Raw genomic sequence first — 13,113 nt, 5'->3', positions numbered from 1 at the left:
GGTACAACCGATTTACGTTCATCCAGCGAGTCACGATTCCCTTCGCTGAGCAATGTGGCTGGACAAACGTAAAGTGGCCGCGACGTTTGCCCGGGATGTTTAGCCGTCCAGATGTTTACACCGCCATAATCTGCGGGTACTGTATGTTCCTCAAGCGCAATTTGTTCAATCTCGATGTGAAGGATTCTCATGATCGAACTCAAACACCTGCGGACGCTGCAGGCGTTACGGAATACCGGCTCATTAGCCGCCGCCGCCTCACAGCTTCATCAGACGCAATCCGCGTTGTCCCACCAGTTCAGCGATCTGGAACAGCGGCTGGGCTTTCGTCTGTTTGTGCGTAAAAGCCAGCCGCTGCGTTTTACGCCGCAGGGAGAGATTTTATTGCAGCTGGCTGAGCAGGTTTTGCCACAGATTCAGCAGGCTTTGCAGGCATGCCATGAGCCGCATCAGACCACCTTGCGTATCGCTATTGAGTGTCATAGCTGCATTCAATGGCTCACGCCCGCGCTGAATAATTTCCGCCAGAGCTGGCCGCAGGTGGTGATGGATTTCAAATCCGGCGTGACCTTTGATCCACAGCCCGCGTTGCAGCAGGGCGAGTTGGATGTGGTGTTGACCTCCGATATATTGCCGCGCAGCGGGTTGTTCTATTCACCGATGTTCGATTTTGAAGTGCGTTTGGTGATGGCGCCGGATCATCCTTTGGCGCAGCTTGAACATATTGCCCCAGAAGATATGGCCGATGAGGTGCTGATGATCTATCCGGTGCAGCGTCAGCGTTTAGATGTGTGGCGCCATTTCCTGCAACCTGCGGGCGTGAGTCCGGCCTTGAAGAGCGTGGATAACACGTTATTGCTGATTCAAATGGTGTCGGCGCGCATGGGCATCGCCGCGCTGCCGCATTGGGTGGTAGAGAATTTTGAGCAGCAGGGTTTGGTGGTGACGAAGACGTTGGGCGATGGCTTGTGGAGCCGCTTGTATGCCGCCGTACGCGAAGGCGAGCAACGTCAGCCGGTGATGGAAGCCTTTGTGCGGTTTGCCCGTCAGCATGCCTGTGAACATCTGCCTTTCGTGCGCGATGCCGCGCGTCCGGGCTCACTGCAAACCACCTCATCCTGATGATGTTGGGCGACGAAGGTCGCCCACGCTGTTATCCCTGCCCCGCCTGCTCTATAATGCGCCGCCTCAACCCGCGACCAAGAGAGTTTCACCATGATGAGTAACGATGTTCTGCGCAGCGTGCGCTATATGCTTGATTTGAGCGATAGCAAAGTGGTGGAGATTTTTGCCTTGGCGGGCAGTGAAGTGCCGCTGGAAGATGTGCAGGCGTGGATGAAGAAGGATGACGATGCCGCGTTTCGCAAGCTGCCGGATGTGTTGATGGGTTATTTCCTTAACGGTCTGATTTTTTACCGTCGCGGTAAGAGTGAAGATGCGCCCGCGCCTTCGATTGAGCGTCGCATGAATAACAATATTTTCATGAAGAAATTGCGTATCGCCTTTGCGCTGAAGACCACTGACATTCCGGATGTGTTGCTGAAAGCGAACTTTAAGATTTCGCAGGCTGAGGTGGGTGCGATTTTCCGCAACCCGGAACACAAGAACTTCCGCGAGTGCGGCGACCAGATTCTGCGTAATTTCCTGAAAGGTTTGACGATGATCCATCGTCCGGGGCCGGTTAAGAAGACTTAATCGCTTCTTTATTCGCGCCAGGTCAGGGATAGCGCGGCAGATCGCAAAGGGAAACCACTTCCTTGTGGATCAGCCTCGCCATCCATGGCTCGGATGCTTTGCTCCTCTGCCGCGCTATCCCTTCCCTATTGGCTTTATGCGATGCTTTTCTTACCTAGCACCCAGCGTTTATGCACATAAAGTGATGCGAAGATTACGGCGGCACCGGCGATAAAACTCGGCCAGTGCGGTTTTTCCTGCCAGATCGCCAGGTTCACCAGTAAGCCCGCCGGCACATGCATATTGTTCATAATCCCCAAGGTGCCGGCATCCACCTGCGTAGCGCCGTAGTTCCACATGAAGTAGCCCAAACCTGAAGCTGCCACGCCCAGCCACACCAAAATGCCCCACTGCAGCGATGTCGTTGGCAGTTTATTGGGATTGCCCCACAGGCTCCAGGCAATCACCGCGATGATCACCGCGCCCAGATAGAACCACGAAAACGCGGTGTGCTGTGGCATGGGACGGGTTTCCTGCAGGCGTTTGTAACCCACCATGCCGATGGCGAAGCAGATATTGGCCGCCTGCACCAGCAACAAGCCGAACCAGAAATGGTCGCTGACTTTGTCATAACGAATAATCGCCGCACCGATGACCGCCAGCAATGCACTGAAGGCATAGCCAATGCGCAGTGGACGTCGGCTCAGCAAATCGTAGATCAGCGTGACATACAGCGGCGTCATCACGGTAAACAGCAGGAACTCGGTCACGCTCAGGTACAGATAGGCTTCAAAGCTCAGCAAATACATGATGCCAAGCTGCAGCATGCCCACCAGCATATACAGCAAAAGGGTTGAAGCACGATAACCGCGCCAGCGCAGAAACGGTAAGAAGACGATGGCGGCGAGCGCCAGACGCATTAATACGGAGAACCAGGAATCCACCTGACCTGCAAGGTATTCCCCGATTAAACTGAAGGAAAAGGCCCACAGAATGGTGGTAACGATCAGTAACGGCACGGTAACGATCTCAAAATAAACAGTGCGGCTAGTGTAAACAAACTGTCGCAATCGGGCTGAACTATCTGATTTACAACTGTACGAAATGACGCCAAATAATTCTCATCGCCTCCCTTTCAGCTCGGCTAAAAATGCGCGAAATCCAACATTTCCTGGTTTTTATCGCACTTCATTGTCATAAAACTGTAACAGTTGTGTCACATGTCACAGTAACAGAACGTGACCATCACTATCCTTTGCGCGAAATGGAAACATCGCTTTTCCGTTTAAACATTCGCCGTATTTGCCCCAACCTGCTGGGAATTTATAACAATATCGCGCCCTGGAGGGCCAACTCATGTTGAGTATCTTCAAACCTGCACCGCATCGGCCCCAGGTGGCAGATGATCGTGTTGATCCACTGTATCGTCGCCTGCGCTGGCAAATTTTCCTGGGAATATTTTTCGGCTATGCCGCCTACTATTTAGTGCGTAAGAACTTTGCGCTGGCGATGCCTTATCTGGTTGAACAAGGTTTCTCGCGCGGCGATCTCGGGTTTGCGCTGTCGGGAATTTCCATCGCTTACGGCTTCTCGAAATTCATTATGGGTTCGGTGTCGGACCGCTCGAATCCGCGCGTGTTTTTACCCGCCGGGTTGATCCTGGCTGCGGCGGTGATGTTGTTTATGGGCTTCGTGCCATGGGCGACATCGAGCATCATGGTGATGTTCGTGCTGCTGTTCCTGTGCGGCTGGTTCCAGGGCATGGGCTGGCCGCCGTGTGGGCGTACCATGGTGCATTGGTGGTCGCAGAAGGAGCGCGGCGGCATTGTATCAGTGTGGAACTGCGCGCATAACGTCGGCGGCGGCATTCCACCGCTGCTGTTCCTGCTCGGTATGGCGTGGTTTAACGACTGGAAAGCCGCACTGTATATGCCAGCGTTTGGTGCCATTCTCATCGCGATTATCGCTTTCGCCCTGATGCGCGATACGCCACAGTCCTGCGGTTTACCGCCGATTGAAGCGTGGAAGAATGATTACCCGCCGGATTACAACGAAGATCACGAGCAGGAGCTGACGGCGAAACAGATTTTCATGCAGTACATTCTGCCCAACAAACTGCTGTGGTACATCGCACTGGCGAACGTGTTTGTTTACCTGCTGCGTTACGGCATTCTCGATTGGTCGCCGACCTACCTGAAAGAGGTGAAGCATTTCACGCTGGATAAATCATCGTGGGCCTACTTCCTCTACGAATATGCCGGTATTCCCGGCACGCTGTTGTGCGGTTGGATGTCGGACAAAGTATTTAGAGGAAATCGTGGCGCGACCGGCGTGTTCTTTATGACGCTGGTGACCATCGCCACCGTGGTCTATTGGCTGAATCCGCCGGGCAATCCAGGCATCGACATGCTGTGCATGATTGTGATCGGCTTCCTGATTTACGGTCCGGTGATGTTGATTGGCTTACACGCGCTGGAGCTGGCACCGAAAAAAGCGGCGGGAACGGCGGCGGGCTTTACCGGGCTATTTGGCTATCTTGGTGGGTCGGTGGCGGCCAGCGCGATTGTTGGTTACACCGTCGATTACTTCGGCTGGGACGGCGGGTTCATCGTGATGATTGGCGGCTCAGTGCTGGCGGTGATCCTGCTGCTGCTCACCATGGTGAGCGAACATAAGCACAAGAAACAGTTGGTATAACCAGAGCGGGCCGGTCATCGCCGGCCCGTTTTTTTAGGCGAGGAACAGCTTACGCAAGGTGTGAGGCACCGCATCATCCGCGTTGCTGCCAATCACTTCCAGCGTTGGCAAGGTGTCTTTCAAACGTTGCTGCCCATTACGCATGATGCAGCCTTTGCCTGACATGCTCAGCATCTCCACATCATTCATGCCGTCGCCGAAGGCGATGCACTCTTTCAGCGAGTGGCCGAGTTGTTTCGAGACCGCTTCCAGCGCGTGGCCTTTAGAAACGCCGCCCGCCATCACTTCCAGACAGGTCGGCAGCGAGAAGCTGACATTCACGCGATCGCCCCAACGCGCTTCAATCGCTTGTTCCATTGGAATCAAACGCTCTGGATCTTCGCAGGTAAAAAATACTTTGCTGATGCCGTCGGTCGGCAGCATGCCCGGCTGGTAAACCTGATAGTTAAAGACGGATTCGCGGAAATAGTCCTGCTCGTCCGGGCGATGGCGGCTCATGAACCATTCATCGTCGCGATAGACATGCGTCAGGATGTGCTCGTCATGATATTGCAGGCCGTACAGATCGCTGGCGATGTCGGCATCCAGGTTGTGGCTGAACACCAATTCGCCTTCGGCGTTGTGCACGCGCGCACCGTTCGAAGTGATCATGTAAGCCGGAATGGCGAGTTTATCGCGCATCTGCCCGACGTCGATGTAGTGACGGCCGGTGGCAAAAACAAAGTGAATGTCACGCGCCACCAGCTCCTGCAGCGTAGAACGAGCGAACGATGTAAGACGGTGGTCCGGAGAGAGCAGCGTGCCATCCAGGTCGGATGCGACGATGTGATACATGTAAACCTCGGGTGTTGATATCGGAAAGTAAAATGAATTAAGCGTGATGCTCGAAGAAATCGATCACCGCGTTCAGCGCTTCGGCGCGCATCGCGTCTGTTTCGAACAAGATCTCATGACGCGCTCCTTTGATTACATAAGGCGCATTACCGGCGCAGGGATGTCCTGCTTCGGCCATCGCCGTACAAAATAGATTTTGTGAGCGGTTATCCACCACATCATCTTCACTGGCCTGCAGCAGCAAGGTCGGCGTAGTAATTTTTGCCACCTGGTTGAAGATGTCTCGACCGGCCTGTACGCCTTCGCGCACCCAGTGATACGTCGGTCCACCGACGCGAATCGCCGGATCGTCGGCGTAAAAACGCAGGTTGCGGCGATAGCGTTCGCGGCTATGCGTCAGGCGATTAATGCCAAATGGATTAGCGCGCCAACGCCCGGTGCCCAGCGCGTAGCCTTCGCGCAGCGCGGGCAGTTTTTCTGTCCAGTCGAGAATGCGGTGCGCCATCCAGTCGGGCAGCGGCAGCACAATGCCAAACATTGGCGCGGAAAACACCGCGGCATGAAACGCCTGCGGCTGACGCGCCAGAAACAGCGCTAAAATCGCGCCGCCCATCGAATGGGCCAGCACGTAGCGCTGCTGGTAATGTGGGCTGACGATCGCTTTCAGATACAGCGTTTCCAGATCGTCAACGTAGTCGCCAAATTCCACCACATGGCCGCGATGCGAATCTTCCAGCAGACGTTCAGATCGCCCCTGACCACGATGGTCGAGAATCACCACATCGTAGCCGCACATGAACAGGTCGTAGGCCAGTTCGGGATACTTGATATAGCTCTCAATGCGGCCGGGCACGACCAGAATGACACGACGATGTTGCGGTGAGGTGAAACGGACGTAGCGAATCTTCAGGTTACCCACGCCGGTGAATTCACACTCTTCACGGCGACGCCAGAAGTCGAGCAGCGGACCGGTAGCAAAGGCCGAAAAGCCTCGCTCACGTCCGAGCCAACTCTGTTTATGATGCTGCATTCGTCCCCCTGAAAAAAACGTGATTTGCGCGTCTGCACTGCGTAGCGTGCGGCGATTTTCTGTCGTATTGTGTCACACTTCGCTAACTTCAGGGAATGTCACACATGACCATTGAATGGTGGTTAACCTACCTGCTGACCACAACCATCCTCAGCCTTTCACCCGGTTCCGGCGCAATTAACACCATGAGCACCGGCATCAGCCACGGCTATCGCGGGGCGGCGGCATCGATTACTGGCTTGCAGCTTGGCCTGGCCATTCATATCGTGCTGGTCGGCGCCGGTTTAGGTGCGTTGTTTTCCCAATCACTTCTGGCCTTTGAAGTCCTGAAGTGGGCGGGTGCGGCCTATCTGGTGTGGTTGGGCATTCAGCAGTGGCGCTCCGCTGGCGGCATCGATCTCGACGCCGTTACTAAAGCGATGCCGCGTCGTCGCCTGTTCAAGCGCGCAGTGCTGGTGAATCTCACCAACCCGAAAAGCATCGTGTTTCTTGCCGCACTGTTTCCGCAGTTTATTCAGCCGCACCAGCCGCAGTTAATGCAATATCTGGTACTGGGCGTCACCACCATCGTGGTCGACATCATCGTGATGATTGGTTACGCCACGCTGGCGACGCGCATCGCCGGTTGGATTAAAGGCCCGAAGCAGATGAAGCTGCTCAATCGCACCTTTGGTGGATTGTTTATGGCGGTAGGTGCGCTGCTGGCCAGCGCTCGTAAAATGGCGTGATTTTCGACCAGGTGCGCATAAATGCGCACCCTACGTAGGGTCGCCATTCATGGTGACCTGGTTTATCGCGAAATGATTAAATGAATACCAAACCCGGCAAATAACACGCCCGCCATGCCATCCACCCACTTCGCCATACGCTGATACTTATCACGCATCCACGGCATGGCGAATATCGCCGCCACCAGCGTAAACCACGCGAACGTCTCACCGATAATCAGCAGGAACAAACCCCAGCGCTCCATCGCGCCCACGTCGTTACCCACAAACAGCGAGAATACGCTACCGAAGTAGATGATCGCTTTCGGGTTCGACAAGTTCGTCAGAAAACCTTTCAGGAAGCTCATGCCTCTTTTCGGCAGTTCAACCACTGGCGCATCTGTCTGCGGCTGCTTATGACGTTGACGCGCTGAGCGCATTAGCTGCCAGCCCATCCACAGCAGATACAATCCACCGCCGACCATAATAATTTCATGCAGCCAGGCCATTTTTTCCAGGATCAGGTGCAGGCCCATCAACGCCACGCCGGCCCAAATCACAATGCCTAACGTGATGCCCAGAACACCCATCATCGCCTCTTTGCGGGACCGACTTGCCGCCGTTTGCGACACAAAGAAGAAGTCTGGGCCGGGACTCATCAGCGCAACCAAATGCACTAGCGCGACGGTAGCGAATAACATCAGCATGAAATTTTTCCTTTAGCCTTCATCAACATGTTCTTTGATCATCACCAGGAACGGCTTACCAAAACGTTCCAGTTTGCGATGACCGACGCCGTTCACGCTGAGCATTTCTGACGCGCTTATCGGCATTTGTTCTGCCATTTCAATCAGCGTGGCATCGTTAAATACCACGTACGGCGGAATATTCTCTTCATCCGCAATCGCTTTGCGCAGCTTACGCAGCTTGGCAAATAATTGGCGATCGTAATTGCCGCTGTGCACTTTCGGCGAACTGCTGCCGCGCGCTTTCACCGTTACGATACGCGGCACCGCTAGCATCAGCGGCACTTCGGCACGTAAAACCGGACGCGCCGCTTCGGTAAGTTGCAGCGCCGAATGCATCGCGATGTTTTGCGTCACCATTCCGAGGTGAATCAGTTGGCGCAGCACGCTGATCCAGTGTTCATGGCTGTGTTCGCGGCCTAAACCGTACACCGGCAGTTTGTCATGGCCGTTGTCGCGGATACGCTGATTACTGGCTCCGCGCAAAACTTCCACGATATAGCCCATACCAAAGCGCTGGCCGGTGCGATAGATGCTCGACAGCGCCTTTTGCGCTTCCAGCAAGCCGTCGTAGCGACGCGGCGGATCGAGGCAGATATCGCAGTTATCGCACTGCTGCTGACGCCCTTCGCCGAAATAGTTCAGCAGCACCAGACGACGACAGGTTTGTGCTTCCGCAAACGCCCCCATCGCGTTGAGCTTGTGGCGTTCTATATCCTGCAACGGTCCGGGCACTTTTTCTTCCAGACATTTACGCAACCACGCCATATCGGCGGGATCGTACAGCATCATCGCTTCGGCAGGCAGGCCATCTCGTCCGGCGCGCCCGGTTTCCTGATAATAGGATTCAATGTTACGCGGGATATCGAAGTGCACCACAAAGCGCACGTTGGGTTTGTTGATGCCCATGCCAAACGCCACGGTAGCGACCACAATTTGCAGATCGTCACGCTGGAAGGCTTCCTGCACGCTGGCTCGCTGCGCGCTATCAATGCCGGCGTGATAAGCGCCAACACTCAAGCCCCGGCTTTGCAGGCGCGCGGCAGTGTCTTCCACTTTGGCGCGGCTGTTACAGTAAATAATGCCGCTTTTGCCGCGCTGATCCTGCACGTAACGCAGTAACTGCTCGGTGGGTTTGAATTTCTCCACCAGCGTGTAGCGAATATTCGGGCGGTCAAAGCTGCTGATTTGAATCAGCGGATCGTCCATCTGCAGCAAATGAGCGATGTCGTTGCGCGTGGTTTCATCGGCGGTGGCGGTTAGCGCCATCACCGGCAGATCAGGGAAATGCTGACGCAGCTGACCGATCGAGCCATATTCCGGACGGAAATCGTGGCCCCATTGCGAAATACAGTGGGCTTCATCCACCGCCAGCATCACCGGATTCCACTGGTGCAGGCTGTCGAGGAAGTTGTCCATCATCAGGCGTTCAGGCGCGATATACAGCAGCTTGAGCTTGCCAGTGCGGCAATCCGCAAAAACCTGCTGCTGCTGTTCGCGCGTCTGCGTCGAGTTGAGGCACGCCGCGGCGACGCCGTTAGCCAGCAGCTGATCGACCTGATCTTTCATCAGTGAAATCAGCGGTGAAACCACCAGCGTCAGTCCTTCGCGCACCAGCGCCGGGATTTGATAGCATAGCGATTTGCCGCCGCCGGTCGGCATCACCACCAAACAATCGCGTCCTGACAGGGCGGTTTCGATGATGTTCTGCTGACCTGGGCGGAACTGCTGATAGCCGAAGGTATCTTGTAATACCTGCTGCGCCAGCATTTCCTGATTAAGCACTGCCGATGTTGCCACGGTAATCCTGTATTTTTTGCGGGTTAGAACAGATCGTTGAGCGTCACGCCCACGCCGAAGCGTGTCTGGCGATGGTTATAGTCGATCAACGACTCACCATAACCGCTGAAGACCTGCGTGTAAAAACGCACGTGCTCAGAGATCGGATAGCTCCAGGCGAAAGTTGCACCACCGAAGCCGCTGTTCCAGTTGTAGTTGCCTTCCACGCTGAAAATGCTATCGCCCATCATGTAGCCGAGCTTGGCGCGGTAGTAACCCATGTATTTGGTGATGTCCGGATTATCGTCATTGCTTTCACTTTCCGGCAGACGATACCAGGGTTTGATCTCTGCGAGCAGATTGCCATTCTCTGCCATCAAGCGGGCATAAACGCGGTTCCAGCTGCGCGAGGTCGGTTCACTACGACCATTCGACTGGTGTACTAAGCCGGTTTCCACGTCACGCAAGGTCCAGCCCGCGAAGGTGTAATCGGTGGCCCAGCCGAGGAAAATCTGCGGCTCATAATCGGTTTCACGAAACGGTGATGAAGCGCCACGGTTTGAGAGCTGCCACCACGACCGCTGAGTATAAGACGCGGCCAGCACCGAGTTATCGCCTAAAATGCCGCGCCACAAGGGAAACGCCAGGCTGAGCTGGAATTTTACTTCATCATTTTTTGCTTTGTCTGCCCAGTTGTACGAAGAGATCGCCTCTTTGTTCATGTCTGTGGTGTAAGTGTAAAGCAGATAGTTGTTTTCGTAAGGATAAAGCACGAACGGGTTATCGTGTTTCTCCAGCAGGTTAGCGATAATGCTGCCCTTCACTGCCGGTGCATCATGAACCTCTTTTATCGTGGCTTCGTCGGCCTGCGCCAGGCCAGGAAGGATCAGTGCCGCGGCCAGCAAGGCGTAATGCTTACGCATAGAATTCTCCAGAGAACTGCGTGTCGTAATCGTCAAGGACGGTTCAAAAAGCAGGCCATTCTACACGCAAAACCTGCGGTTGATCAGCGCCGATTTTCGAAACTGGAAAGCGGCTCGAACGCGGCATAATATACACAACTCGTTAACATTTTAAGGCAGGCATTATGTCATCCCCGTTGCTGACGCCGCAGGACGCGCGCCGTCTGATTGGTGAAATCTTTGTTTATCACATGCCCTTTAATCAGGCGCTCGGATTAGAGTTGGATCGACTGGAAGCGGATTACGCCGAGCTCAGCTTCGCCAATAAAACCATGTTGGTCGGCAACGCGGCGCAGCAGATTTTGCACGGCGGCGTGATTGCTTCAGTGCTGGATGTCGCCGCCGGTCTGGTGTGTGTCAGCTATGCGTTGACGCGCCAGGAGAGCATTACCGAGGAAGAGCTTCGTCAGCGCCTGTCACGTATGGGCACCATTGATATGCGCGTTGATTACCTGCGTCCCGGGCGCGGTGAACGCTTTGTCGCCACGAGCAGCCTGCTACGCGGTGGCAACAAAGTCGCCGTGGCGCGCGTAGAGTTACATAACCAGCAAGGCGATTATATCGCCACCGCTACCGCGACTTATATGATTGGCTGATCGCCACCTTTTCGGATGTAAAATGGATACGCAACAAACTCGCCAGGGTATTGGCTACGCGCTCGGCGCTTACTTTATTTGGGGCATCGCACCGGCCTACTTCAAGCTGGTGAAAGAGGTACCCGCCCCCGAAATCATGACGCATCGCGTGATTTGGTCAGCACTTTTTATGCTGCTACTGATCACGTTAACCCGCAGCTGGCCACAGGTGCGCAGCGTGCTGGCTCAGCCCAAAAAAATGATGTTGCTGGCACTGACCGCCGTTACCATTGGCGGCAACTGGCTACTGTTTATCTGGGCGGTGAATAATCAGCATATGCTGGAAGCCAGCCTCGGCTACTTTATTAACCCGCTGATTAACGTGGTGTTTGGCATGCTGTTTCTGCGCGAGCGCTTCCGCCGCTTACAGTGGCTGGCGGTGTTACTGGCGACCACCGGCGTGCTGGTACAGCTGTGGCAATTTGGATCGCTACCGATTATCGGCCTTGGCCTGGCGTTGAGTTTTTCTCTGTATGGTCTGGTGCGTAAAAAGATTCAGGTGGATGCGCAGAGCGGCATGTTAATCGAGACAATGTGGCTGTTTCCGCTGGCGGCGATTTACCTGTTTGGCTTCGCCGATAGCGCCACCAGCCATCTCAGCGCTAATGCGATGAGCCTGAATCTGAAACTGGTCGCGGCGGGTATTCTCACCACCATTCCACTGATGCTGTTTGCTGCAGCCTGTGCACGTCTGCGCTTATCGACCGTCGGCTTCTTCCAGTATCTCGGCCCGACATTGATGTTCCTGCTGGCGGTGATCTTCTACGGCGAGAGCCTGACACCAGATAAAATGGTGACCTTCGGCTTTATCTGGCTGGCACTCGCCGTATTCATTATTGATGCAGTGACGTTTTCAGCGCGTTCGCGCGTGCGCGTAGCGTGAGATAAACCGCGCCAGCGCCGGGCCGGTCAGCAGGATGGTAAACAGACGCAGCGTCTGCAGTGCCATCACAAATGCCATATCGACGCGTGTGCCGGCCGCAATAATCGCCACGGTATCCAGCCCGCCCGGGCTGGTTGCCAGATAGGCCGTCATCAGATCGACGTGCAGAACGCGCGTCAGCATCCAGGCTAAGCCGCCGCACAGCAGCATCAAGCCAAAAATCGACACCAGCATTTGCGGCAGCGTACGCAGCGCTAACAGAAAGATCGGCCGGGTAAAGCGCAATCCCACGCTCCAGCCAATCAATGAATAGGCCAGCGCCAGCAGCCATTCCGGTACCTGCAAGGTCGCCACATCGGTACCGTGCAGCACCGCGCCAATCAGCGCGGGCAGCAGCAATGCGCCCGACGGAATGCGTAATCGTTGCCCGAGCCAGGCACCGGCGACCATCACCACCAGGGTTAGCAGAAAGCTGCTTTGCAGCGCGGGAAACCATACCAGCTCAGCGGCACCGCCGTTGGTGCCCAAACCAATGCGCGCCACCACGGCGGCCGCCGTTGCGACGAATAACACGCGCAGATACTGCATGAACGCCACCAGCCGCACATCCGCACCGAAATCACCGGCCATCGCCACCATCGCCGACGCGCCGCCGGGCGACGATCCCCACGCGCCGGTCGGCCCTGGCAAATGACTGAAGCGCACCAGGAGAAAACCGGACAAACCGCTGGCCGCGAGCGTCAGCACCAGCACCGCCAGCACCACCGGCCAATCCTGGATCAGCGGGGTGAGAATGCCGGGCGATAAGCTCTGGCCGATCATGCAGCCGAGCACCGCCTGTGCCAGCACAAAGAAACGTTTATCGATGCGAACGGTTGCGCCGGACAAGCCCATAAAGGTGCCGACGATCATCGGACCCAGTAGCAAGGCCGCAGGCAGGTGGAACAGCTGAAGGATAATCCCCAGCACTAACGATGCAATCAGCAGAAGTGTCCACTGAAGTCGCAATGAGAAGCGCGCCATAAGGTGGAATCAGAAAGAAAACAGAACCAACAGGTTACGCAGAAATGAGGAACAGCGCTAGTTTATGAGCTAATGCTAATCGCTTAAGCGCTTTCCGGTCGCCATAAATGGCGACCCTACGTTTTCAGGAGCGATTTTGTAGG

Annotated in this window: 13 protein-coding genes; 6 read left to right on the top strand and 7 right to left on the bottom strand. The window is 55.4% G+C overall.

Annotated elements, in window-relative coordinates:
* The first annotated feature begins 189 nt into the window (after window positions 1-189).
* Together metR and AC6I8K_RS01060 are read left to right on the top strand one after the other, a co-directional pair.
* Window positions 190-1,122, top strand: a complete 933-nt coding sequence (gene metR, locus AC6I8K_RS01065) for an HTH-type transcriptional regulator MetR (RefSeq protein WP_064738145.1) — start codon at window positions 190-192, stop codon at window positions 1,120-1,122.
* A 93-nt stretch (window positions 1,123-1,215) separates the two neighbouring features.
* Entirely contained in the window at window positions 1,216-1,695 is a 480-nt protein-coding gene (locus tag AC6I8K_RS01060; RefSeq protein WP_064738146.1) for a YehS family protein, read from the top strand.
* 134 nt (window positions 1,696-1,829) lie between these two features.
* Here AC6I8K_RS01060 and AC6I8K_RS01055 read toward each other — a convergent pair whose 3' ends face one another.
* Window positions 1,830-2,693 (bottom strand): carboxylate/amino acid/amine transporter, encoded by an 864-nt coding sequence (locus AC6I8K_RS01055; protein ID WP_064738328.1) that lies wholly within the window; start codon window positions 2,691-2,693, stop codon window positions 1,830-1,832.
* A 337-nt stretch (window positions 2,694-3,030) separates the two neighbouring features.
* On the opposite strand from AC6I8K_RS01055, the gene glpT reads away from it, so the two are divergent.
* Window positions 3,031-4,371 (top strand): glycerol-3-phosphate transporter, encoded by a 1,341-nt coding sequence (glpT, locus tag AC6I8K_RS01050; protein ID WP_064738147.1) that lies wholly within the window; start codon window positions 3,031-3,033, stop codon window positions 4,369-4,371.
* A 33-nt stretch (window positions 4,372-4,404) separates the two neighbouring features.
* Here glpT and yigL read toward each other — a convergent pair whose 3' ends face one another.
* Complete coding sequence (gene yigL, locus AC6I8K_RS01045) at window positions 4,405-5,205, bottom strand: sugar/pyridoxal phosphate phosphatase YigL (RefSeq protein ID WP_064738148.1); 801 nt, start codon at window positions 5,203-5,205, stop codon at window positions 4,405-4,407.
* Between the two features lie 37 nt (window positions 5,206-5,242).
* Window positions 5,243-6,235 carry a lysophospholipase L2 gene (gene pldB, locus AC6I8K_RS01040; RefSeq protein WP_497826103.1) on the bottom strand — a complete coding sequence of 331 codons (993 nt, stop codon included), beginning with the start codon at window positions 6,233-6,235 and terminating at the stop codon, window positions 5,243-5,245.
* Between the two features lie 104 nt (window positions 6,236-6,339).
* Here pldB and rhtB point away from each other — a divergent pair, with 104 nt between their 5' ends.
* Window positions 6,340-6,963: a homoserine/homoserine lactone efflux protein gene (gene rhtB / locus AC6I8K_RS01035; protein ID WP_064738150.1), complete on the top strand. Its 624-nt coding sequence runs from the start codon at window positions 6,340-6,342 to the stop codon at window positions 6,961-6,963.
* 62 nt (window positions 6,964-7,025) lie between these two features.
* On the opposite strand, the gene rhtC is transcribed toward rhtB, so the two are convergent.
* The 3 genes from rhtC to pldA are packed head-to-tail and all read right to left on the bottom strand — an operon-like array spanning window position 7,026 to window position 10,390.
* Entirely contained in the window at window positions 7,026-7,649 is a 624-nt protein-coding gene (rhtC, locus tag AC6I8K_RS01030; RefSeq protein WP_064738151.1) for a threonine export protein RhtC, read from the bottom strand.
* Between the two features lie 12 nt (window positions 7,650-7,661).
* A complete protein-coding gene (recQ, locus tag AC6I8K_RS01025; RefSeq protein WP_064738152.1) occupies window positions 7,662-9,488 on the bottom strand; it encodes an ATP-dependent DNA helicase RecQ in 1,827 nt (608 codons plus the stop codon).
* Window positions 9,489-9,511: 23 nt separating this feature from the next.
* Window positions 9,512-10,390, bottom strand: coding sequence for a phospholipase A (gene pldA / locus AC6I8K_RS01020; protein ID WP_064738153.1), 879 nt, complete (start codon window positions 10,388-10,390; stop codon window positions 9,512-9,514).
* A gap of 164 nt (window positions 10,391-10,554) precedes the next feature.
* Here pldA and AC6I8K_RS01015 point away from each other — a divergent pair, with 164 nt between their 5' ends.
* Both AC6I8K_RS01015 and rarD read left to right on the top strand, forming a co-directional pair.
* A complete protein-coding gene (locus AC6I8K_RS01015) occupies window positions 10,555-11,025 on the top strand; it encodes a thioesterase family protein (RefSeq protein WP_497826102.1) in 471 nt (156 codons plus the stop codon).
* Window positions 11,026-11,047: 22 nt separating this feature from the next.
* A complete protein-coding gene (rarD, locus tag AC6I8K_RS01010) occupies window positions 11,048-11,947 on the top strand; it encodes an EamA family transporter RarD (RefSeq protein ID WP_497826101.1) in 900 nt (299 codons plus the stop codon).
* Here rarD and AC6I8K_RS01005 read toward each other — a convergent pair.
* Window positions 11,918-12,970: an AbrB family transcriptional regulator gene (locus tag AC6I8K_RS01005; RefSeq protein WP_064738156.1), complete on the bottom strand. Its 1,053-nt coding sequence runs from the start codon at window positions 12,968-12,970 to the stop codon at window positions 11,918-11,920. The genes rarD and AC6I8K_RS01005 overlap by 30 nt on opposite strands.
* Window positions 12,971-13,113: the final 143 nt, after the last annotated feature.

The sequence above is a fragment of the Pantoea sp. X-Soil-ISGK-421 genome, from assembly GCF_059730785.1.
This window is presented reverse-complemented; position numbering and strand designations above follow the sequence as displayed.